This is a genomic window from Halosegnis sp., from assembly GCF_042216475.1.
GTDB lineage: Archaea > Halobacteriota > Halobacteria > Halobacteriales > Haloarculaceae > Halosegnis.
In genome coordinates, this window is record NZ_JBDGTV010000002.1 from 18,532 (window position 1) to 42,987 (window position 24,456).

The window sequence follows — 24,456 nt, forward strand, 5'->3', positions numbered from 1 at the left end:
GGCGCGGATTCGGGTCAGTTGAACGCCTCTGGACTCACCTCGCCGGCCGTCCGATCGAGGTCGGCCTCGTCGTCGGGGTCCTCAACAACCTCGAGTCCGCGGTTGTTGACCGCGTGTGGGTCAAGCCCCACCTCCTGTAGGAAATCCTTGTAGATTCGTTCACAGGTCTCTGCGGCCTTCTGGCGGTCGCTGGCGTGGTCACACAGTTCTGCGAGTACCACCCCTTCTGGCGTCTCGTTCTGGTAGATTATCCAGTGGTTCACCAGATCGGAGAGTCGCCGGATTGGTGAGGTGAAATGGCCGTATATTTCGAAGTTGAGCGCGTGGTGGCCGCCGAACGGGTCGGACATGTACTTCGCGCGGGGCATCACCTTCATCACGGCCCACTGGATTTGGTCCAGTTGTCGACCGGGGGCCTCCTCTAGCGTCGCGTTCACCGCCTTCCGGGGATCATCCCACGAGTCGCCGGGAACGGAGACACCATCGAGATCCTGGATTTCCCGGAGCGCCTCGTCCCACTCGTCGGGGGTTGGCTGCGGGTGGACCCGGAACATCGCCTCTAGCCCGCGCACCCACTGTAGTTCGTGGGTAACGGCCTTGTTCGCTTTCAGCATACACTCTTCGATGATGGTATGTGCCCGGTCGCGCCGCGGGTTAAGCACGAGCGATCCGTCTGCCTTCCGCTGCTCGTGGAGGCGGTCGGCGAGCTCGTGGACGAGCGTGAGTTCGTCGTGTAGCGGAGCGTCAGGCTCGTCAAGCCGGGCCTCTGCCTCTGAGTAAGTGAGCCGCTCGTCAGAGTGGACGACGGATTTGTAGATATCGATAGTCTCGTTGGAGAGCGTCTCCCCGTCGATTTTCATCTCTACCGTGTGCGCGAGCCGGTCTTCTCCGGGCACAAGCGAGCAGACCGTCTCCGCAAGCGTCGGCGGGAGCATGTGCATCGTGTAGCCGGGCAAGTACACCGTGTTCCCCCGCTCGAGCGCCTCTTCCCACATCGCCGTGCCGGGCTGGACGTAGTGGGTCACGTCGGCGATGTGGACCCACAGCCGGTAGTCGTCACCCTCCTTCCGGACAGAGATGGCGTCGTCGAAGTCCTGCGCATCCGCTGGGTCGATAGTGCAGGTGGTCAGGTCACGGCAGTCGGTGCGGTACGGCTCGTCAAGTTCTGCCTCGATTTCGGTCTCAATGTCCGTGGTACGCTCCTCAGCCTCACGGAGCACCTCGCCGGGAAACGAGTCGCGCAGCTCGAACTCTTCGAACAGCTCTTCGCGTTTGTTCTCTAAGTGACGGGCCAACTCCTCGTCGATGCGGACGGGGCCCTGCCCCTCCGCAGTTCCGGCCTGCGCCTGCTCGTCGGTCATATCACCGCTTCGACGGGGTTTCAGTTAGGCGTGTCGGGGGCGGGAGCGAGCGTAGGTAGCTCTCAAGCCGAGCGAGCGACACACGGACCAGCAGAGAGCTTACCGCTCGTTTTCCGGCTCCCGTTCGGTTGCCAGTTCGGCGTATCGCTCGAGAAACTCCTCGCGACTTACCTCGCCAGCGCCGCTCTCGGCCAGCAGTCGCTCGAGGCCGCCGCGGGGCTGGTGATTCACGTCACGATGACACGGCTTGCAGAGGTACTCGAACTCTTTGTCTGTCCGGTCGTAGCGGTCGCCCTGCTTGTCGTACTCGCGTGCCTCGGAGCGGGACACGGTCTCGCCGCAGGCGATGCAGGTTACCTGCGTGGAACGGTCCCGGTTACCCCACATACGCGGCCCTTTCGTCGGCACTCACTTATCGGTTCCTGTCGGGGCGACCTGTCGGCCGGAGTCCACGGGATGTCTCCCATGCGCGCAACAGACCGGCGGTCGTCTCATTGACCGGCGTCGGCGGCTCCGCGTCGGCCACTGCGCCCGCGATAGCGTCCACCTCCGTCCGCCGGCCTGCCTCAACGTCCTGCAGCATTGAGGACCGATTGTCGGCCGTCGCCGTTGCCACTCGATCGACGGCTGCGGCGGCGGCCGCGTCTTCAAGATCAATCCCCTTGGCGCGGGCGACAGCAGCCGTCTCGCGGGCGGCCGCTCGTGCGACCGACGACGCCGGCCCGTCGATGAGCGCACCATTCTTGACGCGGGCCAGCGCGGTCACGGCGTTGATGCCGGCGTTGACTGCGAGTTTCTCCCAAAGCCGCCGGGGCATGTCGGTCGCGGCCGCCGTCTCAAGGCCAGCGTCGGCGAAGGCGGCGGCAACGCGGTCCGCGTGATTGCTCGGTCCGCCTGTCCGTGCACCTATTACCACCTCGCCAACGCCGGTACAGGCCACGACGCCCGGCGCCGTCTGACGGGCGCCGTAGGTACAGGTGCCCGCAAGCACGGGCGCGTTGACCCGCTCGGCAAGCGTCGCCTCGTTGCCCAACCCGTTCTGCAGCGAAAGACAGTACTCGAGCTGCGTCTCCGCGAGCGCGGCGGCCGCCTCGCCGGTGTCGAACGCCTTCACCGTCACGACAGCGAGGTCAGCCGCGGCCGGCGGCGTCGTGCGGGCGTCAGGCGAGACAGTCGTCTCGATGCACCCCTCGACCCGGAGCCCCTGCTCGCGGACGGTCGAGATGTGCGGTTCGCGGCCGACGAGAGTCACATCGTGGGTGCGCGCGAGCAGGCCCCCGATAAGCGACCCAAGGCTGCCGGCCCCGAATACGACCACCTCCATGTCCGGCGCGAGGGGCCGGTTGACCAAAGGGTTGCGGTCGGCCGACGCCGCCTCGTCGTCAGTCCTGTTGCCAGTAGTAGAGCTCCTCCTCGGGGGCGCCACACGAGGGACAGACCTCGGGCATTTCCTCGAGCGCGCCGATCTCGCCACACTCCCAGCAGCGCCAGTGGAGCTCCTTCACTCCGGCCTTCGTGTCTGCTTCGTGCTCAACGGACATCCCGACAACCCCCTCAGTCGTCGTCACATAGAAGCCGTGCTCGTCGAGCCCGCGCACGCGGCCGAGCTCGTTGCCGTCCTCGTCGTAGACGTGCTCGCCGAACGCGACCTGCCGCTCTTCTGGTCGTTCCGAGGACATGTGTGAACTGTTGACGCGCCGGGGACAAAAAACTCGGGCCGGCTCCGGGCTACTCCTCGGTCGTCGTCTCCTCGAGCTGCTTGTCGCCGACGTAGATGGCCGCGCCATCCTGTGCCACCTTCTCCGCAAGAACGGCACACTTCACTCGCATCGGCGAGATATCGACGCCGAGCATCTCGGTGATGTCGTCGCGGTCCATCCCTCGAATCTCGTCGAGGGACTTCCCTTGCAGTTCCTCGGAGAGCAAACTTGCGGAGGCCTGCGAGATGGCACAGCCGTCACCGATGAACGAGACGTACTCGACGGTATCGTCGTCGTCCTCGAGTTTGACAAACAGCTTAATCGTGTCGCCACACATCGGATTCTCGCCGACGTGCTCGAAGGTGGCGTCATCGAGTTCGCCGTAGTTACGCGGGTTTTTGTAGTGATCGAGAATCTGCTGGCGGTACATGTCGGAGCCGGATACCATCGTTACAGGAGAGAGGGGAACGCGGGCAAAAAGGGTTGCGTGCGGGGCCACAGCATCCCCAGGGAGCCGCGGGGGCGAATGCCGCCACCCACCCAGGCACGATGCGTCGTTTAGGGCGTTTGCGCCGTGAGGTGGCCTCCAGCCGTCGGGCGCGCAGAACGGGTCAGGCGAAGAGCTGTCTCGCCTCGTTGACGGCCTCAACGAGCGCGTCGACCTCCGATTCGGTGTTGTAGAGGTAGAAGGAAGCACGCGCGGAGGCAGTCGCCCCAAGCACGTCGTGGAGTGGTTGGGTGCAGTGGTCACCCGCACGGATGGCAACGCCGTAGTCGTTAACGATAGACGAGAGGTCGTGGGCATGAACGCCGTCGACATTAAACGCGACGAGCGGGCCGCGGTCGTCGGCAGGCGGCCCGTACACCTCGACATCGTCGTACTCGGTGAGCCGGTCGTAGGCGTAGGCCGCGAGATCGGTCGAGTGTCGGTGGATACGGTCGATACCGACGTCCTCGACGTACTCGACGGCCTCGGCAAAGCCGATAGCCTGTGCGATGTTCGGCGTCCCGGCCTCGAACTTCCACGGGAGTTCGTTCCATTGAGAGTCCTCGAAGGTGACCTTCAGGATCATGTCGCCGCCGTAGAGGTACGGCTCCATTGCCTCCAAAATCTCCTCCTTGCCGTAGAGCGCGCCGATGCCGGTCGGACCACACACCTTGTGGGCCGAAAAGGCGAAGAAGTCACAGTCGAGTTCGGCGACATCAATCTCCATGTGGGGGGCTGACTGCGCGCCGTCGACGAAGATATACGCGCCATGGTCGTGGGCGATGTCGGCGAGTTCCCGAACGGGATTGACCGTGCCGAGCGTGTTCGAGGCGTGGACAACGCTCACCATCCGCGTGTCGTCGGTGATGAGGTCGGCGGCGGCGTTCATGTCGAGGTAGCCGTCGTCGGTAATAGGGATAAACCGACACTCGGCACCGGTCTTCTTCGCGATTTGCTGCCAGGTCACCAGCGAGGCGTGGTGTTCCATCTCCGTGAGCACCACCTCGTCACCGGGACCGAGTTCGTTGAGCCCCCACGCATACGCAACGGTGTTCATCGCCTCCGTCGTGTTCTTCGTGAACACGACCTCCTCACGGCCAGCCGCGCCAATGAATTCCGCGACGGTGTCGTGGGCCTCCTCGTAAGCGATGGAGGCCTCCTGGCTCAAGTTGTGGATGCCACGGTGGACGTTGGCGTTGTAACGATAGTAGTAGTCGCTGATGGATTCGACAACCCGCTCGGGAGTCTGTGAGGTCGCCGCGTTATCGAGATACACGAGCGGCGTCCCATCGAACTCCCGCTCAAGGATGGGGAAGTCCTCCCGCAGCGCCGGCGCGTCCAGTCGTTCGGATTGCACTCCCATTACCTGTTAGAGGGTCTCGCGGCCTAACACTCCTTCGGTCGGGTCACTCGACCGCCGCAAGCGCCGCCAAGACGGCCGACGCGAGCGCGTCTGGGTCCGCCCCGAAGAAGCGGCCGACCGACCCGTCCCGGACGACGACAGCCGACCCGTCGACCGCCCGGGACGACTCAACGAGGTCGATCTCGTCGACGGTCCTCGCAGCCGCGGCGACCGCCGGCGGCGTCGCGACGGCGAACCGGACGGATGGTGCTCGCTCGCGAACTGTCGCGAGCGCGGCCGCAAGATTGGCATCGTCGCCGACGGTCACGACATCTTCAGGCGACGCGGCATAGGGGGTGGCACCGGCGACCCCGCGGTGGTCGGCGAGGCGAGTCGCGAGCGTCTCGACAGTTTCGCGGGTGGCCGGGCGGGCGGCCTCGTCCCGCAGGGCGACAAGGTGATGGACCGGACCCGTGCCCTCGCCGACGTCGTGGGCGTACTGGACCGCTCGGGCGGTAAACGCGCTCGCCTGCTCGACGGCCTCCGTCAGGTCGACGCCCTGTGCGAGGTGGGCGGTGACGGCCGACGAGAGGGTACATCCGGAACCGTGGGTGGCGTCGGTCGCGACGCGGGGCTGCTCGAACGTCTGCATCCCATCGGGTGTGACGAGCACGTCGGTAACTGTCTCACCACCAGCGTGGCCGCCGGTGATGAGCGCAGCGCCGGCGCCGGCGTTTAGCAGCCGCTCGCCCGCGGCCGCCTGCTCGTCAGGGGTCGTCGGCTCGATGCCCGTGAGGACAGCCGCTTCCTCGGTGTTAGGTGTGACGAGCGTTGCGGCGGCGACGAGCTGCTCGTAGGCGTCTTCCGCCTCGGTCGTCAGCAGCCGGTCGCCCGACTCCGCGACCATCACTGGGTCGACGACCACCGGGAACGGCGCCTCACGAACCCAGCGTGCGACGCGCTCAACGACCTCAGCGGTCGCGAGCATCCCCGTCTTGGCCGCGCGCACATCGAAATCGGCCGTGACCGTCTCGTACTGGGCACGAATGTCTGCGAGCGGCAGCACGTGCGAGGCATCGACACCTGTCGTCGACTGCGCCGTCACAGCAGTGAGGACGCTGGTCGCGAACGCTCCCATTGCCTCCATCGTTTTTATATCAGCCTGTACCCCTGCACCGCCGCCAGAGTCGCTGCCCGCCACGGTGAGCGCCACGGGCGCATCGACCGGCGACGGGGGTTGTCCCCCGCTCGTCATACTTCGGTAATACCACCGGATGGCCGATAGGCGTGTCGGCTCAGCCGTCGAGATCGCCGGCCCGTGCTCGCGCGGTCCAGCGCGGGCCGGCCTGCCGGTAAAGCGCGTAGCCGACGCCGCCCGCGAGCAGCGCGACGGCGATAGCGGCGAGGGTCACGCGCTGGGGGGCCAGCGGGTAAACGACCGCGAGCACAACCAGCGGAAGCAGGACGGCCATCGTCGCCGCGGAGAAGCCCGCGAAAACGGGCGTATCGAACAGCAGTTCTGTCGGCCGCAACCCTGCGACGTAGGCGGTGATACCGAACACGTAGACAGAGACTGGGAGATAGACGGCTGCACCAACAGCGAGCGAATCGAGCCCGAAGACGACTCCGCCTAACGCGAGGTAGAACAGCCCCGTGGGGACCGCGAGCAGCAGGAAGCCAAACAACTTCGCGCGGAACACAGCCGACAGCGTCACTGGATAGGGACCGAAGAAGTCGGCATCCTCGTACTGGCAGAGCCAGTTGTACGTCGTGAATGCCCCCAGCGAGAGGACGGCCGCCAACGTCAGTCCCGGCGAGGGCCGCACCGGGACGACGCTCGGGAGGTAGCCCAGCAGGACAGCGACGACGCCGAACACTACGCCCTGCGAGAACACCACCTTCCAGAGCCCGCCTGACGACCGCGCGACATCAAGCAGCGATTTGGAGAGGAGTGCCTGCTCGTTGAACGGGAGCCAGCGGCCAAGCGTCCGCAGTTGGTTCGTTGCGGTGCGGGCGGGGGTCCGACGATCGAATGCGAACAGTCGAAAACCAAGGCCACCGGCCGCTAGCGGGACAACAATGGCCGCAGCCAGCCGCGCTGGCGAGGGAGCGACGAACAGCCCGTACGGGGTTGCCGCGACGACGAGTGTTGGCCGAGACAGCCCGACAGCGAGTAGGCCGGCCGCCAGCACGAGCGCGGCGAGACGTGCCCGGGTCGCCAGTCCGACGAACAGCAGCGAGAGGCCGACGCCATAGACGAACGCGAGCCACGCCGTCGCGAGCAGCCGCACGGGCGCGCCTGCTGGGAGGTCACCTAACACCACCAGCGGGAGCGTGCCGACGACCACCGGCGCGACGAACAGCACCGCGTAATAAATGACGTCCTTGAGAACGAAAACGAGCAGGAGTCGCCGCTGGTCGACGGGAAGCGTTCGAGCCGAGTAGACGAGCAGCGTCGTGTCTCCCAACAGATTCTCCAGCGCGTCTCGGCCGACGAGCCCGATGGCGCCGACCTGAAGACCGACGAGTGCGGTGACAACGTGGAGTCCCGCCAGCAGCGTCTGCTCGCTCGCGCCCGCGACGGCGAAGAATGTTGCCGTCCCCACGGCCAGTATCGCGAGCACGACTGGGAACAGCGCGAACCGCCAGCCACCGAACAGTCGAGCGTGCATCCGCCACTCCTCGCGGAGCATCTCAACGAGCAGGTAGGAGACGGCTGTCATCGCTCGGGGGTGACGCCAGCGTCCGGCCGCGACGGATCAACAGCGACGCTGTCGGCGTCGACGGCCGCAAAGAAACGGTCGAGCAGCGTCTCCTCACCGAGCGCCCGTGGGTCGAGCTCCTCGAGGAGTCGCCCGCGATTGAGGATACCGACGCGGCTACACAGCTCCTGTGCGGTCGCGACGAAGTGGGTCGACAGGAAGACGGTGTTGCCCTCGTCGGCGTACGCGCGGAAGAACTGTTTCGCCCGCTCCTGGATGATGGGGTCGAGATTCGTCAGCGGCTCGTCGATGAACACAACAGCCGGCTCGTGGAGAAACGCCTGTGTGATGAGCGTCTTCTGACGTTCTCCCTGCGAGAGGTCCGTACACAGCGTGTCCAGCTTCGAGGAGAAGGCGAGCCGATCAGCCCACTGCTCAACACGGGCATCGATATCGTCCATCCCGCGGGCGGCGGCGACGAAGTCAAAATACTCCTGGACTGTCAGGAATGAGGGTGGTCGACCGTTCTCCGGCAGAATACCGATTCGCTCACGGGCGCGGGTCGGCTCCGCGACGGGGTCAACGCCGGCCACTCGAGCCGTACCCGCGTCCGGCCGCAGTTGCCCTGTCAGCACATTGATAGTCGTTGACTTGCCCGCACCGTTCGGGCCAAGAAATCCGTATAGTTCGCCCGGCGGGACGGACAGATCGAGGTCATCCAGCGCCGTCACGCCGCCGTAGCGCACACTCAGCCCGTCGGCCGCGATGGCTGGCTCGGTCATCACCCGGGCTTAGAGCGACCGGTATCTAAATCGGGTGGGTATCCCGGCAGGGAGCGCTGGTCATGCTCCGTCGTCGACCGGTCGACGGACATCGTCGTCGAGGAACTTCTCGCAGGTGAGACAGTACTCTCGCTCTGCCTTGAGTTCGTCCGGGTCGATAATCGCGAGGCGATGCGTCGTCTCGTCGCCGCAGTCGGGACACGCAGACACGTGTAAATGGTCGAGCGCTGCCAGATAAAGCCTGACGCGGCCGTGTTGTCTGCCCGCGAAGCCGGTTACTCGACGCCCTCGACGAGCCGTTCGAGCTGTGCGGGTGGGACAGCGCCGCGTGCGCCATAGCCGTCGTACGCAAACGTCGGCACACCAGTGACGCCTTGACTGTGAGCCTCTTCGAACAGCGCGTGGACCCGCTCGCGTAGCTGCTCGTCAGCGAGCGCCTCGTGGACATCCGCCGGGTCGACGCCCGTCTCCTCGGCGATATCAGCGAGTACGTCCGCGTCGCCGATATCGCGTCCCTCCGTCCACAATGCCTCGAAGACACCCCAGTCGAAGGCGAGCCACGTCTCGTAGTCGTACGTCTCCTTGACGTGGACCGAGACAATCTGTGCGGGCAGCGAATCGACGTCCGTTGCGAGGTCGAGGTCCATCTCGACGTCGTACTCCTCCTGAAGCCGGCGAACATTCTGACGGGCCTGCTCGTAGTAGTCGTCGTCTTTCCCGTCGTCGACGGAATGGTCGATGGTCCCGTCGGGGTTACGCTTCTGGGCCCGCAGGTCGAACGGGTGCCACTCGATTGCCAGCGGTTCTTCGCGGGTCTCCTGGTAGCGCTCGAGAGAGTGGCGACCCAGGTAACAGAACGGACAGACGTAGTCGGAGTAAACGGTGATACGTTCTCGTTCGGCAGCGTTGCTCATACCCGGAGGTTGCCCTCGGTACTTATAGGCAAACCGCCTGCGCGGCCCGCCATGCCGGTCAGGCTTCGACGGCGACCTCAGGGGCGTGGTCGGCGAGAAATTCGACAACTGCGCTGGCGCCTTGGAAGCCGTCGGCGCGGCGCGCGACGACTTCGCCCTCACGGAACAGCAGGAGCGTCGGTACCGAGCGGACATCGAACCGGTCGACCAGTGCAATATCGTCGCCGGGATTTACCATCCCGACGGCGACGTCAGTCGCCCGGGCGACGTTACCCAGTACGGGCTCCATCGCGTCACACAGCGTGCACCCCGCCGTGTAGAACTCTACGAGTGCGAGTTCCTCGTCAGCGACGAACGCGTCAAGCGCCGCGGCGTCTGCGAGTCGCGTCGGTCGGGTGGTCTCGTCCATGTCGGGCGTAGCCAGTCGCCGGCCAAGTGTCTTGGCCGCGCGTGCACGTCGCCACCGAACGGTATTTCCCCGCCGGAACCACACCACGTGACAAGCATGGAAGAGGCGCTGGGCGCGCCGGCGAAGATGAGAGACCGGCGCGAGGAGCTCACGCCAATGCTGTCGCAGTACCTCGAGTTGTGCGAGCAGTATCCCGACTCACTGGTGTTGTTCCAAGTGGGCGATTTCTACGAGACGTTCTGCGAGGCAGCGGAGACGACGGCACGGTTATTAGAAATCACCCTAACGAAGCGAGAGGACTCGACGGGTCGGTACCCGATGGCCGGGATTCCAGTCGACAGCGCCGAGAGTTATATCGAGACACTACTGGACGCGGGCTACCGGGTCGCCGTCGCCGACCAAGTACAGGATCCCTCGGAGACAACCAGCGTGGTCGATCGCGCGGTGACCCGGATTGTCACGCCCGGCACCCTGACGGAAGATGAATTCCTCGACGAATCAAACAACTTCGTCGCCGCGCTCGCGGAGACACCGGGTGCGGACACGGGGTGGGGGCTTGCCGTGCTCGACGTGTCGACAGGCGACTTCTACGCGACCGGCGGCGACAGCGATGCGGTGGGCGACGAACTCAGCCGGTTTGACCCCGCAGAGGCAGTGCTCGCGCCCGAACTGTCGGCCGAAGCTGTTGACGCGGAGACGATGGTGACACCGTTCCGGTCGGACGCCTTCGCTCTTGAGGCGGCTCGCGAGCAGGTGACAGCATACTTCGGTGACCCCGAAACAGTGGTGGCGAGCGACGCTGAAGTGCGGGCGTGTGGCGCATTACTCGCGTACGCCGAGTACACACGTGGGGGCGGCGATCGGCTGGAGTATCTCACCCACATCACCCGCTATGATCCGCAGGAGTACCTCATGCTGGATGCGGTCGCCCTGCGCTCGCTGGAGCTGTTCGAGCGGCGGACGCTCGGCGGCGAGGCAGCCGCAACGCTGTTCGACACGATCGACGAGACGGCAAGTGCGCTCGGCTCGCGCCAGCTCACCGACTGGCTGCGCCGGCCACTGCTCGAGGTCGACCGCATTGAGGCACGCCACGACGCCGTCGCGGAACTCGTCGCCGACGTACAGGGCCGCGAGCGGCTCAACAAACAGTTGCGCGACGTCTACGATGTCGAGCGGCTGGTCTCACGGGTATCACGCGGGCGGGCGAACGCACGTGACCTCCGCTCGCTCCGGACGACCCTCGACGTCGTTCCCGAGCTGCGGGAGGTGCTCGCGGAGTCGGACGCGCCGCTGCTTGAGGAGCTCCACGATCGACTCGACCCCTGCAGTGATCTCCGGGCAGCCATCGATCGAGCGCTGGTCGACGAGCCGCCAGTCGAGTTAACAGAGGGCGGACTCATCGCCGACGGCTACGATACAAATCTCGACCAACTGCGTGAGACAGAACGCGATGGGAAGGCATGGATAGAGTCGCTCGAACAGTCGGAGCAAGAGCGTACCGGCGTCGACTCGTTGAAGGTCGGCTACAACGAGGTCCACGGTTACTACATCGAGGTGACCAATCCCAATCTTGCGGCGGTCCCCGACGACTATGAGCGCCGGCAGACGCTGAAGAACGCAGAGCGGTTCGTCACGCCGGAACTGAAGGAGCGTGAAGAGGAAATCGTCACCGCCGAGCAGCGCGCCGACGAACTCGAATATGAGTTGTTCGTCGATCTGCGAGCGTCGGTGGCCGACGAGACGGAGCGGCTCCAGCGGGTCGCAGACGCGCTGGCCGTTGTCGACGCGCTCCAGTCACTGGCCACAGTCGCCGCTGAGCGCGACTACTGTCGGCCAGAACTGGGCGGTGACCGTTTTTATATAGAGGCGGGCCGCCACCCGGTCGTCGAGCGGACCCAGCCGTCGTTCGTCCCGAATCCAACGAATCTGCCACGAGGTGAGACGGCCGTCATCACGGGCCCGAACATGGCCGGCAAATCGACGTACATGCGACAGGTCGCGCTAATCCAGATTCTTGCGCAGGCCGGCGGCTTTGTCCCCGCGGCGTCGGCGTCACTTCCGGTAGTCGACCGAGTATTCACGCGTGTCGGGGCATCCGACGACATCGCCGGCGGGCGGTCGACATTCATGGTAGAGATGACCGAACTTGCCGCCATTCTCCGGGCGGCAGGTGAGTCGTCGCTCGTCCTGCTTGACGAGGTGGGACGTGGTACCTCAACGGCAGACGGGCTAGCACTCGCGCGGGCCGTTGTCGAACACCTCCACGATGTCGTTAGCGCAACGACACTGTTCGCCACCCACCATCACGAGCTGACGGATACGGCCGCGGCTCTGCCGCGGGTGCGCAATCTTCACTTCGCCGCCGACGGGACAGACGATGTCGTCGACTTCTCTCACGAACTCCGCGAGGGGGCAGCAGAGGGGTCGTACGGCGTTGAGGTGGCCCGGAGCGCGGGCGTCCCCGACTCGGTGGTTGCGCGCGCACACGAGCTGCTGGACCGCGAGGCGGCCACAGAGACCGTGGAGTCGACGCCGGAGCAGGCAGTCCCGAATGGCGGCGTCGACGCAGCCGTCTTTGACCGGCTTCGCCGCACCGACATCGCGAATACGACGCCACTGGAGGCGCTGGAGTTGCTGGCAGAACTGAAGACCGAACTCGACGAGTAACGGCGTAGCCACCATCTCTTCGTCACGACCGCACGAACGAAGCGGGTAAGCGCGGTTCATGGCTCGCTGAGCAGGCCGCAGTGGCAGCCGATCACTGCGCGCCGGGGGTACGCGACCGGTGGCAGGTACAGATGTGTCTCACCGAGTTTCGTCGGGCCGGTGAATCCAGCCCATAGAAGGATAGGGTAGGTTAGAAGTAGTCGATCTGCTCGGGCAGTTCTGTTTTCATACCCTTGCGCTCGCGGATGCGCTTGATTGTCTCCGGCTGGAGATTGTCAGCCATGATACGGAAGCCGGCGTTCTCCGTGTTCCACGAAGCGCGCCCCTCCGTGGCTGAGCGGATGTCCGACGAGAAGCCAATCATCTCGTCGACGGGCGCAATACCCTCGACGACCATCAGGTCGCCTTCCTGGTACATGTCGTCGACGCGTCCCCGGCGACCCTGAATCTCGCCAGAGGCGGCGCCCATGTGCTCGTTGGGCACGTCGATGCGGACCTCTTGGATTGGCTCCAACAGGCGAATCTCTGCGTCCATCAGCGCAGTGTGAACCGCGTCGCGGGTCGCCGGAATGACCTGCGCCGGGCCACGGTGGATGGCGTCCTCGTGGAGCCGGGCGTCGTGAAGCCGAAGCAGCGCTCCCTGTACCGGCTCAGCGGCCAGCGGGCCGTCATCGAGCGCTTCCTCGATACCCTCGATGACCAGCTCCATCGTCTCGTTGAGGTGCTGGATTCCCTTCGTATCGTCAATGAGGATGTTCGAGCCGTGGATGTGCTCGACATTCTGTGCGGTGTCCTTGTCGAGACCTGCCTCCATCAGTGCCTCACGGCGTTCAAGCTCGGGCATGTCCATCGACGCCTCGCCGCGGCGAAGCGTTTCGACGATATCCTCCGAAAGCGGCTCAACGCTCATGTAGAAGCGGTTGTGCCGATTCGGCGAGATGCCTTCTACCTCGCGGGATTCCGTCGTCGGTGCCTCGCGGTAGACGACGATAGGTTCGCCTGTGATAACCGGGATGCCCTGGTTGCGCTCGATGCGCTGGGTCTGGACTTCGAGGTGGAGCTCACCCTGCCCGGAAATGAGGTGTTCGCCGGTATCCTCGTTAATCTCGATGGAGATAGTGGGATCTTCCTTGGAGACCTGCCGTAGCGTTTCGATGAGCTTCGGAAGGTCGTCCATGTTCTTCGCCTCGATTGACTTTGTAATGACGGGCTCGGAGATGTGTTCGATGGACTCGAACGGCGTCATCTCGACGCTCGACACCGTAGAGCCGGCGATAGCGTCTTTCAACCCGGTGACGGCGGCGATGTTGCCTGCGGGGACCCGTTCGACCTCCTCGCGCTCGCCGCCCATGTAGATGCCGACACTCTGGACGCGGTTGGTGCCGACCGTCCCGGAGACGTACAGCTCTTGGCCCTTCTCGATAGTGCCTGAGAAGACGCGGCCGGCGGCGATTTCGCCGGCATGCGGGTCGATGCCGATGTCGGTGACCATCAGCACCACCTCGCCGTCTGGGTCGACCTCGCGCATGTCGGCAGCCAGCTCGGAGTCAGCGTCGCCTCGCCAGACACGCGGGATGCGACGCGGCTGGGCGTCGACCGGGTTGGGGAAGTGCTCACACACCATGTCGAGCACGACATCCGACAGCGGCGTGCGCTCGTGGAGTTCCTGGCGCTGGTCGTTCCGCTCCATCTCGATGATGTCGCCGAAGTCCATCCCCGTTCGCTGCATCGACGGCAGCGAGACCCCCCACTTGTACAGCGCGGAGCCGAAACCGACCGTGCCGTCCTCAACGGAGACAGTCCAGTCGTCGATGTCGTCCATCTCCTCGGTCATTCCGCGGATGAGGTCGTTCACGTCGCCGATGACCGACGTGAGCCGACGCTGCATCTCCTCGGGGCCTTCTTGGAGTTCGGAGATGAGTCGATCGACCTTGTTGATGAACAGCGCGGGCTTGACCCCCTCGCGCAGTGCCTGTCGCAGCACCGTCTCCGTCTGGGGCATCGCCCCTTCGACGGCGTCAACGACCACAAGTGCGCCGTCGACGGCCCGCATCGCGCGGGTGACGTCGCCACCGAAGTCGACGTGGCCCGGCGTGTCAATGAGGTTGATGAGGTGGTTTGACCCCTCGTACTCGTGGGTCATCGAGACGTTGGCGGCGTCGATGGTGATGCCGCGCTCTTGTTCGTCCTCCTCGGTGTCCATCGCGAGCTGCTGTCCCGCGCTCTCCTCGCCGATCATGCCTGCGCCGGCCAGCAGGTTGTCGGTAAGCGTCGTCTTGCCGTGGTCAACGTGCGCCGCGATGGCGATGTTCCGGATCTGCTCCGGTTGGTCCATCAGCGTCTCGCACTCGCGCACGATTTTCTTGCGTCGGCCCATTACGGTCCGGTAACGACAGCAGCGACAAAAGGGTAGTGCTTCGCCGCGCGGAAATCCCTACGAGAGCGTGTGAACACGGCCCACAGCCCGCGAATCGGAGTCACATCTCCGAGCGGTGCTCCTGGAGATACTCGTAGGCCCACCGGACGCGTTTGAACGTCTCCCGGTCGCCGCCGTGGTCGGGATGGGTCTGCTTTACTCGTTCGCGGTATGCGCGGCGTATCTCCGCGGCCTCGGCGTCGACATCCACTCCGAGCGTCTCGCAGGCCTCCCGTTCGCGAGGCGCGAGCGTGGTCGTTCCACCGTCCCCCTCTCGGCGGTCGGTCCGGGTGCGTCGCTCCCACCAGTCGGCGGGCCCCTCATCGGGGCCGGGGGGATCCTCACCGCCCGCCTCCGTCCAGAACGGGTCATCGAATGGCCAGTCATCGGGGTCGTCCCAATCGTCGCGCGGTTCATACTCGATGTTTGCCGACCGAGATGGCTCGGCGGCCCGCCCCGCCTCGCCGACGGTACCGTCCGGGTTGCGCTCGACACCAACACGGTCGTAGGCGACGCTGGTGAGCCGCTCGTGGCTCCGACGGAGACAGAGGTAGCTCCCGCCAGCAGCGGCGACGGCGGCAACAAGCAGCGGGGGCGTCCCGCCGCCAGCCAGTGCCAGCAGTGTCGCCGCTGCCGCCAGCGCGAGCCCACACGCGAACAGCACCCAGCCCGTCTCCACAAATCCGACTACGCTGGCGGCGGCCTAAAGTCCACCCGTCGCAAGGCTCAAGCGCGCCGACGTCGTGGTATCGGTACCCATGGACCTTCGCGTGAAGGGGGATGGACCCCCCGAGCCGTTCCTGTCGGCCCGAGACCTCTTTGAAACAGAACACGAGCTGGAACGCCCGGTGGAGGTCGAGGTCCGGCCAGACCCGGATGAGCGGACGGTCGCTGGCCACTACGACGACCACCACCAGCTCGTCGTGAGCCATCGCGCCGCCACGAGCGCGATGGCCCGGGAACTGGCCCTCCACGAGTTTGCGCACATGGCCCGTTACGAGGAGGCCCACCCCTCCCACACGATGCAGACCGAGGAGGCGCTGTTCTTAGCGTTCGCCGGCCGATCGGTCGAACGCCGGAAGCTCGCCCACTGCTATCAGATTGCCAACCATATGAAAGACATCTACGCGGACGACCTGACGCTGTCCGTCGCCCCACCGGACAAGCTGACGGCGTTCCTTGAGTCGTCGCTGGCAGCCGCCGTCGCGGACCGGCCAGCGGCAGCCCCCGGCGAGTGGACTCGGACCAGCCCGGCCGCTGATCCCGAGATAACGGCCGTCAACGCCGGGTTCGCGCTCGCCCTACTGGAGCGACACGACGCCATTGACGACGACCATCGACTCTACGACCTCGCACGAGTCGCTGGCCAAGATGCACCCAGCGTCTCCGTGGAGACGTTCAAACGAGCATTCCGGTCGCTGGCGGCCGACCCCGACGAGTCGGAGTTCCGGCAGGCACTCGTTGATGTCACCCGCGAGTACGTCCTCGGCTCTGACGCGGGCGGGCGACGGGCGGCCGACTGACGCGAGCCGGGACAGACGGCCCGAAACGCCGTGAATCGGCCCGCGGCGATTCAATACCCTTTTCATCGCGCACGGACTCCCTTATCGCATGGCAGAGTTTCAGGTCGTCGTCGCCGACCCCTCCGACGGAGCGACGTACCAGCTCGCAGTCGACGGACAGGACGCCAACCGCTTCATCGGTCGGACTATCGGCGAGGAAGTTGACGGCGGTGCCGTCGGCCTGAGCGGGGCGACCCTCGAGATTACGGGCGGCTCGGACACCTCCGGCCGACCGATGCGGGCCGATGTCGCCGGCGACGATACGGCGGCCGTGCTGCTGACCGGCGGTACCGGCTACAATCCGACCGTCGACGGCGAGCGCAAGCGCGTCACCGTCCGCGGCAACGAGGTTAGTGAAGACACCCGACAGATCAACGTCAAGGTCGTCGACGATGGCGACGCCGACGTCGCGGCGACCCTCGGCGACGACGAGTAAGCTTCTTCATGCCTGAATCAGTGCCCAGCGACGCCGTCGACAGCGTCCGCGCCACGCTCGAGCGGGCCGGCCGCACTGATCGCCCGAAGATTGTCTTCCCAGAGGAGGACCGCGACGCCGTCCCGGAAGGCGAACTCGTCCGAATCGGAGTCGACGGTGAGACCTACCACGCGCGCATCGAGCGGGCAATCGACGACAGCCTCGAGCTGCGCGGACTCTACGAGAACGCTCGGCTTGCCCGCGAGGCCGACGGCGAGAACCACCTCGATAAGTGGGCTGACGACCACGGACTCGACTTCGGCCGGACTGTCCACGTTGATGTCGTCGACGCGGGGTTCTTCTACGGGCTGCGGGCTCCCGGCGAACGGGCCGTCTACCGGGTCCCCGAGCGGCCCGACGAGGGGCTCGCCGACATCGCCGCCGATCTCGAGGAGGCCGAAGAGCCGTGAGCACGCCCCGCGAGCAGTTTCTCGCCGGCGAGCGTCACGACGATATTCTCATTTTCCTCCACGAGGCGGCCGTCGGCGCGCCCGACGCACTCGCGAGCGTGGCCGAATCAGTCAACGATGGCGTCGTCCTCGTGCTGCCGGGCGAGCAGGGCAGCGAGACGTTTGAGCGGGCGGTCGGCATCGACCCGATGGACTTCGCCGGCCAGGCAATGGACACCGAGGGCGACGTCGACCGCGACTGCACTGGGGGGACCTGTCCCGCGGGCGAAGGACCGGATCACCGCGTCAAGTTTATTTTCGCCTTCTCCGAGGCGCAAAACGAGGATGTCGGTGGTCTCTACGCCGAAGGGGATGTCGTCCACGCATACGCAGCCTGCGACTGCGGTACGACATACTCCGACAAGTGGGTCGTCGACGCATAGTCGCGGCCTCACACGCTAAAACAAGCCACTTCATCGCCGTCCAACACCCACCATCGTGCGAGAGCCGAACGTGGATTACACAGCAACTGCTGGGATGATCGACGCCTGTCCTGGCCGGTCGTGTTGGTCATTCGAGCGGGGCCAGGAGGACACCGACTTCGTCGCGTTCGTCAACAGCTACCTGTGATTACGCCTCGGGGAGCGTACGGAAGGCGTTGAGGATGACCTGCTTCGCGACGGCTCCCCGGGTCGTCCAGTGGTGGGCGTAGTCAAGCATGTCGTCGTAGATATCCGGCTTGCAACCGGCGGCCTTCGGGTGGCCGCCCCCGTTGACCTGCGCAGCGACCTCATGACACCGCTCGAAAGCATCGGTTCCTCGGATAGACGCAGAGCCGGCCGGTTTCACGACGACGGAGGCGTCTGCCCCCTGTTCGCGGAGCCGTTCGGCTACCTCATTCTGTGAACACCGACCGTACGTGACACCGACGGTGACGCCGGCGACCTGCGTCAGTTCGGCGCGCTCGACAGCCTTGTCGATGAGGCGCTGTTTCTCGACACGCCGCTCAGCGAGCAGCTCCTCGGCCTCGGCCGGCAGATCGGCACCGTGCGCCCGAACGGTCTCGACGTACGTCTCCGGTTCGACCCAGTGAGCGTAGTCCGCGAGGTCGTCTGAGCGAGGGTCTTCACGGAGCCAGAGGTCGTGGTCACGGGTGACCGCCGCGAGCTTGGCGAATCGGTCGTCGAATTCGCCGGGGAGCGAGCGGAGGGTCACGTCGGCCGAACACTCCTCGTCGCTGTCGCCAACGACGAGGTCGACTCCCGCCCCGCGCACCCGCTCGGCGGCCGCGTCCGTCCACTGATGGTGGTCGAACCACGAGACGCTGTCCGCTCGCTCGACCACCGCCGTCAGCTCCGCGAGATCGTCCCGTTCGTCGGGACACAGGTCACAGACGTAGACATCGACGCCAGCCTCGGCGTATTCCGCAAGGTGAGCGACAGCGTCGTCGAGTTCGTGCGGCCCTGCGGGAACGAGCGCGGCTGAGCCGTGGTGTTCGCGGATGAGCGCGACACACGCCAGCCCGTCGGCATCCGGATCCGCAACGACGACCACCTCGCTGTCGGCAAGCGTCTCGGCGACGGCCTGCTCCTCGCGGGCCGCGTCAAAGGAGTCGGGAGTGAAGAAGCCGGCCCCCGGGAGCAGTGACTTCCGTTCCGGCGGCAGCGTCTCGTCGTCGATGAGCCGGTCGTCCATACGGCCTGTGGGTGGCCGGCGGAGAAGAAAGGTCCGCTTGTCGTCAGCCGGCCGCCCCCGACTCCAACTGTCGAACCGTGAGCACCGGCACGGGTGACGCGCGGACGACCGCCTCAGCGACGGAGCCGAGCAGGAAGGAGTGCTCGCCGTGGCGGCCACGTGTCCCAGTCGCCACCACGTCGGCGTCCACCTCGCGGGCGTACGCGACAATCTCGTCGGCTGGGCGACCCTCGCGGACCGCGACGGTCACCTCGCGGTCGGCGGCCGCCTCAACGGCCGACAGCGACTCGTCGGCCTGTTCGTCTAACGCTGCCCGCACCTCGTCGTGGACGTCCTCGGGGAGCGCGTCGACCTGCGACTCGTCGACGACGGACAGCGCGTGAACATCGGCTCCGAACGTCGCCGCGAGGTCGAGCGCCGTCTCCACGGCCCGGCGGCCGCTCTCGGAGCCGTCCGTCGCGATGACCACCGTCTCGAACATAGGCATGGGTGTGGCCGGGAGGATATAAACGTACAGTGCCGAAGTTACGGCGTTTCGCGGGTCTCCAACGTCAGGTCGTCAATCGGGTATGCGACACAGGTGAGCGTGTAGCCGTCGTCGAGTTCTGCCTCCCCGAGCATCTCTTGGGTGTGGTGTTCGACGTACTGCTCGGCGTTGCCGCCGTCGGCGATGTGACCGGCACACGAGACGCACTGCCCCTGTCGGCAGGCGTACGGGAGATCCCAGTCCATCTCCTCGCCCGCCTCAAGCAGGGTCGTGTTTTCCTTCACGTCGATGGTCTCGCCCTCCTTCACGTACTCCACCTCGAAGACCGCCGCCTCGTCGTCCGGGATGGCCGCGGGATCGTCATCGACCTCGGCTTCGCTGTCGGCGAGCTCGCCCTCGCTTCCCCCCTCACCGACGGCGCCCGCGGCGACGCCGCCACCGCCGATGGAGCGGTTCATCGGCTCTGGGAAGTCCGTCTCGGGCACACTCTCGGCACGCCGCTCGAGCACCTGCTGGGAGATGTCGTCTGGCGTGGGGTACTCGGTCCCCTGCGCGAAGTGCAGGCCAACCACGACGAGCGTCAGGAACGCCCCGAGTGCGATGCCCAGCGTTTCAACCATGCCTCCGCGTTAGGAAAGGCCGTTGAATAGCGTTGCGATTGGCCCGGCTCACTCCCGGTGGACCTCGTGGCGACCGAAGCCGTACCGCAGCCGATTCGCCAGCCGTCGGGAGAACTTCCCATCGCGTCGCGAGTCAAACCGCTCGCCGAGCGCTTCGTAGATGAGCGGCACCGCCACCTCCCGCTCAAGTGCCTCTCGAACCGTCCAAGTTCCCGTCGAGCCGCCGGCGACGTGGTCACTCACATCGCCCAAGTTCGGTCCCTCCTCACGGAATGCCTCTTCACAGAGCTCCAGCAGCCACGATCGGATGACGGCGCCGTTATTCCACGTCCGCGCGACCGCCTCTAAGTCGAGATCGTAGCGGCCCTCGTGGAGCAGCTCAAATCCCTCTCCGTACGCCTGCATGAGCGCGTACTCCACACCGTTGTGGACCATCTTCACGTAGTGGCCGGCGCCAGCCGGGCCCATCCGGTCGTGGCCTGCAGGCCCCGTCGCGACGGCGTCGAAGACTGGCCGAAGTTCCTCATAGGCATCAGCCGGCCCGCCGATCATCAGCGAAAATCCCATCTCCGCGCCGGCAGGGCCGCCGGAGGTGCCGCAGTCGAGATAGCGGGCTGTCGTCTCAGCAGCGCGTCGCTCGGAGTCGGCAAAGTGGCTGTTGCCGCCGTCGACGACAACATCGCTTGCTGAGAGGTGTGGCGCCAGTTCATCAAGAGCGGCGTCGACAGGGTCGCCAGCCGGGACCATCAACCAAATGTATTTCGGGTCGCCCAGCGTTGCCGCGAGGTCGGGGATTGACTCGGCCGGTTCGATGCCAGCCTCAGCCGCCTCAGCCAGCGCGTCGTCGCTCACGTCGAAGGCGGTCACCTCGTGGCCTGCGTCGACGGCGCGGTCGGCCACGATGCGCCCCATCCGGCCCAGTCCAATGACGCCAAGATGCATATCGCACGGTTCGCCGGTCGGCAGGTAAGCCTCCCGGTCGGAGGATGAGTTAGCCCGGCGTCGGCGTGGCCGTCGCCGTCTGGTTGCCACCCTCTGCGGGCGTCGGCGTGGCCGTCGCGGTTTCTTCTGGGAACGACGGGCCGCGGTCGCCCGATACCAGGAAGTCGGCAAGATAGCCGATGAACGCCTCGTTGTCGGCGACGTTGTGTCGACCGCCCTCAAGGAACGTCTTGTCACCGACTGCGAGCACGTTGTTCTTGCGAACGGCCACGGGATACGCCTCTGCGGCCCCTCCACCGGACAGCTCCGTCGTCTCCATCGTGCGAAGCACAACCTGTCCGCCACGGGCGTCGATGCGCGCAGCGGTGTACATCGCCACACGGTCGACATCGGGAGCCGTTTCGGCGTCCGTCGCCCCAGCAAGCACGTTCTTGAAGTTGCCGTCGTTGGTGGTCGTGTCGTAGAGATACCGCGTCCCGAACACGATGCCGTACTCGCCGGCCAGCGATGTCATTCGGGTTTGCTGGGTGGTGAGACTCGCAAAGAAGCCGGTCTGTGTGATACGGATGCGGTCCGGCTCGCCAATCAGGACAACGCGACCGCCGTCGTCGGTAAACTCGCGGACAGCCTCAACCTCCCCGTCCGAGAGCTCGTCGGAGGGGTCGACGCGGACATACGCGTCCGCCTCCTCCAGCGACGACCGGAGACCAGCGGAAGCGAAGCGGACCTCATGGCCCGCCCGTGTGAGCGCCACCACGAGTGGCCGGACATCGCTCGGCTCTACCCGGCCGTCAAAGACGATTACCTTCGAGCTGGTCTCGCTGGCCTGTAACGACTCGGAGACGGCTACCGAGCCCTCTGAGGGAATCTCGTCAGCGATGACGGCGTCCGGTTCATACTCGGCGGGCGGCTGCTCGTGGTTGGTGTCCTCGCTGGCGTCGACAGTGGGACCGCTCGTGGCGCCCAGCGCTGAGGCCCCGACAACGGCCGCGGCGACCACTACGAGCGCGACGCCGACGACGACGGCAACGCTCGCGGCGGCGTCTGACCCGGCGTCTCGCCTGTCGGCAGACTCGGACTGCTCTCCGTCAGAGTCGTCGCTCATCCGCTCACCCCCACGGGTGCTGCGCTCGCGTCGCTGGTATTACGCGCCGTGCTATTGTCGTAGGCGCCGGTACCAAGGTAAGTGCCGTCGTCGCTCGGGTAGGCGATGCGCGGCGGCACCATCAGGAACGTGGCGTACGTCGACCCGGAGGAGCCGATGCCGGTCAGATACGCCGGAGAGACGATTTCCTTCTCGGGGGCAGTGCTGGCGACGTAGGCCGCCTGCGAGACGAACTGAGTGGGGCCAGCCGGGCGGTACACCTCGACGGTGTACTCCTCAAGACCGGCCCGGTCAGCAGCGGCGGCGACAGCTGCCGACCGGCCGCCAATGCGGTCGGCCATCCCGTTTTCGACGGCGACGACGCCGGAGTAGAGACCTGCCTTTGTCACTTCGCTACGCGAGAGTTCGAGCGTGTCACCACGGCTTCGCACGACGGCGTTTGCGAAGGCGTTTTTCAACGTCTCAAGAGTATACTTGAAGTCGCGGATACTGTCGGTACCGACCTTGTTCGGTCCGGTGGCCCCGACGAGGTTATTTGGCTCGACTTTCCGCGGGAGCGGTGCGATGACACCGACGCTACCGACGATGGAGGAAGGCTTCACGTAGATAGCGTCGGCAGGCGCAATCGTGTAGTAGGCGCCTGAGGCCGCAATACCGTCGACGCTGGCGACGACGGGCTTCTCGGCGGCGAGCCGTTTGACCGCGAGATACTGCGTCTCGCTGGCGGAGGCTGCTCCGCCGGGGCTATTCACCAACAGGACGACCGCCTTCACCGATGGGTCGGTGCGGGCGCGTTCGACCTGTTCGCTCAGGGCGGCGGCCGAGGTTCCGTCGATTCCACCCTCGACGGGGATGACGGCCACCGTCGGCGTCTCGCGGTCGGCTACCCCCACCGCGACTGGGGCGAGCGCGACGCCGACAAGCAGTCCGGCGACGACGAGCACCACATACGGCGGCCCGTCGTCGTCATCACCTAGCATGACGTTCCCTATCAGGGGCTGTCCCCTCATAATTCCATCCCGTCGTACCGGATGATAGGGCCGCTTCTTCCGGCTCCCACGACCGTTCAGCCCGTTCATCCGGCACGAACGGCCCGAACGACTCGGACGACGTCCCCGGTTGAAGAGTGGTCGGCAGCGAGGGAGGAACACGATGAGAACAGAACGCGTCGGACTGATCGGAGTTGCCATCGCCCTGCTCGTCGGGGCACTGTTGGCCTTGCTATCGGGGACCGGCCCCGGCGGGGCGCCGGCAACGGCTGCGAGCACCGTCTCGTATCCGCCGCTGCTGAAATGGGTACTGTGGGGGACGCTTGGGCTGTTCGCCGCCGTTGCCGTCGCGTGGGTCGTCCTGACGTACGTTGTCGGGGCGGGCTACGAGCCGCCGCCTATTGAGTACGGCCCCGAGACGGTGCAAGTCCGCATCCTGACCGTCGACGCCGAGTCGGTCGTCCAGCGAACCGTGGACTCGCTCCCGGACGCGCTCGCGGACGTCCACGTCGTCGCCGAGGAGCCACTCGACGTGGCCGGCGCGACTGTCCACGCGGTACCAGACGCCTTTGAGTGTACGGCCGTCCGGAAGGGCCGCGCCATTGAGTGGGCGCGCCGCGAGCTTGAGACGGACCGGGAGTTCGTCCTCTATCTCGACGAGGACAGCCTCGTGGAGTCGTTCGAAGGGCTGCCGGATGCGGATGTCGTCCAACTACAGGAGCGGCCGCGGCGGACGGGGTCGGTGCTGTCGCATCTCGCGGATGTCTACCGGATGGGTGTCCAGCTTGAGCAGCGGGCGTTCGCGCGGCTGTCAATCCCGCTGTTCGCGTGGGGTGGGGGAATCGCCGTCCGGTCGGAGCTTGAGGATGCGGTCACGTGGGACCGAGAGACACTTGTCGAGGACACCGCCTTCGTCTGGGCGGCCTTCGAAGAGCACGACGCTGACTTCGCGCTGGCGAGTGCTGTCTGTCGCAATGAGGCGCCGCCGTCGTTATACGAGATCGCCCAGCAGCGCCGGCGGTGGGCTGCGGGGAACCTCCAGGCGGCATCGATGCTGCCGGCTCGCTACCGGCTGTTGACACGGATCCGCAACTGCGCGTGGGCACTGTCGCCGATCGTGACGCTGGTGGCTGTCCCGCTGTCGCTGCTCGGCGTTGTCGTCTATGGCGGCCTATTCGTGCTGCTGTCGGCGCTGCTGGCAGCGTTTACTGTCTTCTGGTATCTGCGTGGCGTGTTCGTCTACGGCCGCGAGCGGCTGACGCTCGCGCTCGCAACGCCACTGGCGCCGCTCGTCACTGTCGTCCACTCGATGGGGACGGTTGCGGGCATCCTCGCACCACCGGACGGGTTCCGCGTCACCACCAAAACCGGCGGCGACTAATCGGAACCGTCAACCGTCCGCTCACGCGAAC

Annotated in this window: 27 protein-coding genes; 7 read left to right on the plus strand and 20 right to left on the minus strand. The window is 65.9% G+C overall.

What is annotated here, in order from left to right:
* Window positions 1–14: 14 nt before the first annotated feature.
* The 12 genes from ABEJ63_RS00745 to ABEJ63_RS00800 all read right to left on the minus strand — a co-directional run bounded on the left by ABEJ63_RS00745 (window position 15) and on the right by ABEJ63_RS00800 (window position 9,697).
* Window positions 15–1,361 (minus strand): RNB domain-containing ribonuclease, encoded by a 1,347-nt coding sequence (locus ABEJ63_RS00745; protein ID WP_375794423.1) that lies wholly within the window; start codon window positions 1,359–1,361, stop codon window positions 15–17.
* A gap of 99 nt (window positions 1,362–1,460) precedes the next feature.
* Window positions 1,461–1,748 carry a hypothetical protein gene (locus ABEJ63_RS00750; protein WP_375794424.1) on the minus strand — a complete coding sequence of 96 codons (288 nt, stop codon included), beginning with the start codon at window positions 1,746–1,748 and terminating at the stop codon, window positions 1,461–1,463.
* Window positions 1,749–1,773: 25 nt separating this feature from the next.
* Window positions 1,774–2,685 (minus strand): ketopantoate reductase family protein, encoded by a 912-nt coding sequence (locus tag ABEJ63_RS00755; RefSeq protein ID WP_375794425.1) that lies wholly within the window; start codon window positions 2,683–2,685, stop codon window positions 1,774–1,776.
* 58 nt (window positions 2,686–2,743) lie between these two features.
* Window positions 2,744–3,040 carry a rubredoxin-like domain-containing protein gene (locus ABEJ63_RS00760; protein ID WP_375794426.1) on the minus strand — a complete coding sequence of 99 codons (297 nt, stop codon included), beginning with the start codon at window positions 3,038–3,040 and terminating at the stop codon, window positions 2,744–2,746.
* Between the two features lie 49 nt (window positions 3,041–3,089).
* Window positions 3,090–3,509, minus strand: coding sequence for a Fe-S cluster assembly sulfur transfer protein SufU (gene sufU, locus ABEJ63_RS00765; RefSeq protein ID WP_375794427.1), 420 nt, complete (start codon window positions 3,507–3,509; stop codon window positions 3,090–3,092).
* Between the two features lie 163 nt (window positions 3,510–3,672).
* Window positions 3,673–4,911 carry an aminotransferase class V-fold PLP-dependent enzyme gene (locus ABEJ63_RS00770; RefSeq protein ID WP_375794428.1) on the minus strand — a complete coding sequence of 413 codons (1,239 nt, stop codon included), beginning with the start codon at window positions 4,909–4,911 and terminating at the stop codon, window positions 3,673–3,675.
* A gap of 43 nt (window positions 4,912–4,954) precedes the next feature.
* Window positions 4,955–6,145, minus strand: a complete 1,191-nt coding sequence (gene thiD / locus ABEJ63_RS00775) for a bifunctional hydroxymethylpyrimidine kinase/phosphomethylpyrimidine kinase (protein WP_375794429.1) — start codon at window positions 6,143–6,145, stop codon at window positions 4,955–4,957.
* Between the two features lie 40 nt (window positions 6,146–6,185).
* A complete protein-coding gene (locus ABEJ63_RS00780) occupies window positions 6,186–7,613 on the minus strand; it encodes a hypothetical protein (protein WP_375794430.1) in 1,428 nt (475 codons plus the stop codon).
* Window positions 7,610–8,374 (minus strand): ABC transporter ATP-binding protein, encoded by a 765-nt coding sequence (locus ABEJ63_RS00785; RefSeq protein ID WP_375794431.1) that lies wholly within the window; start codon window positions 8,372–8,374, stop codon window positions 7,610–7,612. The genes ABEJ63_RS00780 and ABEJ63_RS00785 overlap by 4 nt, the downstream gene beginning before the upstream one ends.
* A gap of 60 nt (window positions 8,375–8,434) precedes the next feature.
* Window positions 8,435–8,584 (minus strand): hypothetical protein, encoded by a 150-nt coding sequence (locus ABEJ63_RS00790; RefSeq protein ID WP_375794432.1) that lies wholly within the window; start codon window positions 8,582–8,584, stop codon window positions 8,435–8,437.
* 65 nt (window positions 8,585–8,649) lie between these two features.
* The gene (locus ABEJ63_RS00795; protein ID WP_375794433.1) at window positions 8,650–9,288 is read right to left on the minus strand and encodes a DsbA family protein; all 639 of its coding nucleotides are present in this window, start codon (window positions 9,286–9,288) and stop codon (window positions 8,650–8,652) included.
* Window positions 9,289–9,346: 58 nt separating this feature from the next.
* Window positions 9,347–9,697: a thioredoxin family protein gene (locus ABEJ63_RS00800; RefSeq protein WP_375794434.1), complete on the minus strand. Its 351-nt coding sequence runs from the start codon at window positions 9,695–9,697 to the stop codon at window positions 9,347–9,349.
* Between the two features lie 96 nt (window positions 9,698–9,793).
* Between ABEJ63_RS00800 and mutS the strand changes: the two genes are divergently transcribed.
* Window positions 9,794–12,364, plus strand: coding sequence for a DNA mismatch repair protein MutS (mutS, locus tag ABEJ63_RS00805; protein WP_375794435.1), 2,571 nt, complete (start codon window positions 9,794–9,796; stop codon window positions 12,362–12,364).
* Window positions 12,365–12,554: 190 nt separating this feature from the next.
* On the opposite strand, the gene ABEJ63_RS00810 is transcribed toward mutS, so the two are convergent.
* Together ABEJ63_RS00810 and ABEJ63_RS00815 are read right to left on the minus strand one after the other, a co-directional pair.
* Window positions 12,555–14,741: an elongation factor EF-2 gene (locus ABEJ63_RS00810; protein ID WP_375794436.1), complete on the minus strand. Its 2,187-nt coding sequence runs from the start codon at window positions 14,739–14,741 to the stop codon at window positions 12,555–12,557.
* A gap of 100 nt (window positions 14,742–14,841) precedes the next feature.
* Window positions 14,842–15,459 (minus strand): J domain-containing protein, encoded by a 618-nt coding sequence (locus tag ABEJ63_RS00815; RefSeq protein WP_375794437.1) that lies wholly within the window; start codon window positions 15,457–15,459, stop codon window positions 14,842–14,844.
* A gap of 79 nt (window positions 15,460–15,538) precedes the next feature.
* Here ABEJ63_RS00815 and ABEJ63_RS00820 point away from each other — a divergent pair, with 79 nt between their 5' ends.
* From ABEJ63_RS00820 to ABEJ63_RS00840, 5 genes are all read left to right on the plus strand, one after another.
* Complete coding sequence (locus tag ABEJ63_RS00820; RefSeq protein WP_375794438.1) at window positions 15,539–16,303, plus strand: DUF5781 family protein; 765 nt, start codon at window positions 15,539–15,541, stop codon at window positions 16,301–16,303.
* A gap of 88 nt (window positions 16,304–16,391) precedes the next feature.
* The gene (locus ABEJ63_RS00825) at window positions 16,392–16,778 is read left to right on the plus strand and encodes a 30S ribosomal protein S6e (protein ID WP_375794439.1); all 387 of its coding nucleotides are present in this window, start codon (window positions 16,392–16,394) and stop codon (window positions 16,776–16,778) included.
* A gap of 8 nt (window positions 16,779–16,786) precedes the next feature.
* Entirely contained in the window at window positions 16,787–17,227 is a 441-nt protein-coding gene (locus ABEJ63_RS00830; RefSeq protein WP_375794440.1) for a hypothetical protein, read from the plus strand.
* Window positions 17,224–17,649, plus strand: a complete 426-nt coding sequence (locus tag ABEJ63_RS00835; RefSeq protein WP_375794441.1) for a DUF5807 family protein — start codon at window positions 17,224–17,226, stop codon at window positions 17,647–17,649. Before ABEJ63_RS00830 ends, ABEJ63_RS00835 begins: the two co-directional genes overlap by 4 nt.
* 55 nt (window positions 17,650–17,704) lie before the next feature.
* Window positions 17,705–17,836 carry a hypothetical protein gene (locus ABEJ63_RS00840; RefSeq protein WP_375794442.1) on the plus strand — a complete coding sequence of 44 codons (132 nt, stop codon included), beginning with the start codon at window positions 17,705–17,707 and terminating at the stop codon, window positions 17,834–17,836.
* Here the strand turns inward: ABEJ63_RS00840 and ABEJ63_RS00845 are convergent, their stop codons facing one another.
* The 6 genes from ABEJ63_RS00845 to ABEJ63_RS00870 are packed head-to-tail and all read right to left on the minus strand — an operon-like array spanning window position 17,837 to window position 23,065.
* Window positions 17,837–18,901 carry a DHH family phosphoesterase gene (locus ABEJ63_RS00845; protein ID WP_375794443.1) on the minus strand — a complete coding sequence of 355 codons (1,065 nt, stop codon included), beginning with the start codon at window positions 18,899–18,901 and terminating at the stop codon, window positions 17,837–17,839.
* Between the two features lie 43 nt (window positions 18,902–18,944).
* Window positions 18,945–19,382, minus strand: a complete 438-nt coding sequence (locus ABEJ63_RS00850) for a universal stress protein (RefSeq protein ID WP_375794444.1) — start codon at window positions 19,380–19,382, stop codon at window positions 18,945–18,947.
* Between the two features lie 44 nt (window positions 19,383–19,426).
* Window positions 19,427–20,008 carry a 2Fe-2S iron-sulfur cluster-binding protein gene (locus tag ABEJ63_RS00855; RefSeq protein ID WP_375794445.1) on the minus strand — a complete coding sequence of 194 codons (582 nt, stop codon included), beginning with the start codon at window positions 20,006–20,008 and terminating at the stop codon, window positions 19,427–19,429.
* Window positions 20,009–20,056: 48 nt separating this feature from the next.
* Window positions 20,057–21,040: a phosphogluconate dehydrogenase (NAD(+)-dependent, decarboxylating) gene (gene gnd / locus ABEJ63_RS00860; RefSeq protein WP_375794446.1), complete on the minus strand. Its 984-nt coding sequence runs from the start codon at window positions 21,038–21,040 to the stop codon at window positions 20,057–20,059.
* Window positions 21,000–22,055: a hypothetical protein gene (locus ABEJ63_RS00865; RefSeq protein WP_375794447.1), complete on the minus strand. Its 1,056-nt coding sequence runs from the start codon at window positions 22,053–22,055 to the stop codon at window positions 21,000–21,002. The genes gnd and ABEJ63_RS00865 overlap by 41 nt, the downstream gene beginning before the upstream one ends.
* Window positions 22,052–23,065: a S49 family peptidase gene (locus ABEJ63_RS00870; RefSeq protein WP_375794448.1), complete on the minus strand. Its 1,014-nt coding sequence runs from the start codon at window positions 23,063–23,065 to the stop codon at window positions 22,052–22,054. Before ABEJ63_RS00870 ends, ABEJ63_RS00865 begins: the two co-directional genes overlap by 4 nt.
* Window positions 23,066–23,207: 142 nt before the next feature.
* Between ABEJ63_RS00870 and ABEJ63_RS00875 the strand changes: the two genes are divergently transcribed.
* Window positions 23,208–24,425, plus strand: a complete 1,218-nt coding sequence (locus tag ABEJ63_RS00875; RefSeq protein WP_375794449.1) for a glycosyltransferase family 2 protein — start codon at window positions 23,208–23,210, stop codon at window positions 24,423–24,425.
* Window positions 24,426–24,456: the final 31 nt, after the last annotated feature.

Excerpts from the sequence above, each read along its gene's own strand:
- ABEJ63_RS00785 (WP_375794431.1), bottom strand. The coding sequence starts at position 8,374 with ATGACCGAGCCAGCCATCGCGGCCGACGGGCTGAGTGTGCGCTACGGC.
- sufU (WP_375794427.1), bottom strand. The coding sequence starts at position 3,509 with ATGGTATCCGGCTCCGACATGTACCGCCAGCAGATTCTCGATCACTAC.
- ABEJ63_RS00865 (WP_375794447.1), bottom strand. The coding sequence starts at position 22,055 with ATGAGCGACGACTCTGACGGAGAGCAGTCCGAGTCTGCCGACAGGCGA.
- ABEJ63_RS00795 (WP_375794433.1), bottom strand. The coding sequence starts at position 9,288 with ATGAGCAACGCTGCCGAACGAGAACGTATCACCGTTTACTCCGACTAC.
- mutS (WP_375794435.1), top strand. The coding sequence starts at position 9,794 with ATGGAAGAGGCGCTGGGCGCGCCGGCGAAGATGAGAGACCGGCGCGAG.
- ABEJ63_RS00755 (WP_375794425.1), bottom strand. The coding sequence starts at position 2,685 with ATGGAGGTGGTCGTATTCGGGGCCGGCAGCCTTGGGTCGCTTATCGGG.
- thiD (WP_375794429.1), bottom strand. The coding sequence starts at position 6,145 with ATGACGAGCGGGGGACAACCCCCGTCGCCGGTCGATGCGCCCGTGGCG.
- ABEJ63_RS00810 (WP_375794436.1), bottom strand. The coding sequence starts at position 14,741 with ATGGGCCGACGCAAGAAAATCGTGCGCGAGTGCGAGACGCTGATGGAC.
- ABEJ63_RS00830 (WP_375794440.1), top strand. The coding sequence starts at position 16,787 with ATGCCTGAATCAGTGCCCAGCGACGCCGTCGACAGCGTCCGCGCCACG.
- ABEJ63_RS00820 (WP_375794438.1), top strand. The coding sequence starts at position 15,539 with ATGGACCTTCGCGTGAAGGGGGATGGACCCCCCGAGCCGTTCCTGTCG.
- ABEJ63_RS00750 (WP_375794424.1), bottom strand. The coding sequence starts at position 1,748 with ATGTGGGGTAACCGGGACCGTTCCACGCAGGTAACCTGCATCGCCTGC.
- ABEJ63_RS00845 (WP_375794443.1), bottom strand. The coding sequence starts at position 18,901 with ATGGACGACCGGCTCATCGACGACGAGACGCTGCCGCCGGAACGGAAG.
- ABEJ63_RS00770 (WP_375794428.1), bottom strand. The coding sequence starts at position 4,911 with ATGGGAGTGCAATCCGAACGACTGGACGCGCCGGCGCTGCGGGAGGAC.
- ABEJ63_RS00855 (WP_375794445.1), bottom strand. The coding sequence starts at position 20,008 with ATGGTTGAAACGCTGGGCATCGCACTCGGGGCGTTCCTGACGCTCGTC.
- ABEJ63_RS00825 (WP_375794439.1), top strand. The coding sequence starts at position 16,392 with ATGGCAGAGTTTCAGGTCGTCGTCGCCGACCCCTCCGACGGAGCGACG.
- ABEJ63_RS00780 (WP_375794430.1), bottom strand. The coding sequence starts at position 7,613 with ATGACAGCCGTCTCCTACCTGCTCGTTGAGATGCTCCGCGAGGAGTGG.
- ABEJ63_RS00875 (WP_375794449.1), top strand. The coding sequence starts at position 23,208 with ATGAGAACAGAACGCGTCGGACTGATCGGAGTTGCCATCGCCCTGCTC.
- ABEJ63_RS00800 (WP_375794434.1), bottom strand. The coding sequence starts at position 9,697 with ATGGACGAGACCACCCGACCGACGCGACTCGCAGACGCCGCGGCGCTT.
- ABEJ63_RS00850 (WP_375794444.1), bottom strand. The coding sequence starts at position 19,382 with ATGTTCGAGACGGTGGTCATCGCGACGGACGGCTCCGAGAGCGGCCGC.
- ABEJ63_RS00745 (WP_375794423.1), bottom strand. The coding sequence starts at position 1,361 with ATGACCGACGAGCAGGCGCAGGCCGGAACTGCGGAGGGGCAGGGCCCC.
- ABEJ63_RS00760 (WP_375794426.1), bottom strand. The coding sequence starts at position 3,040 with ATGTCCTCGGAACGACCAGAAGAGCGGCAGGTCGCGTTCGGCGAGCAC.
- ABEJ63_RS00870 (WP_375794448.1), bottom strand. The coding sequence starts at position 23,065 with ATGAGGGGACAGCCCCTGATAGGGAACGTCATGCTAGGTGATGACGAC.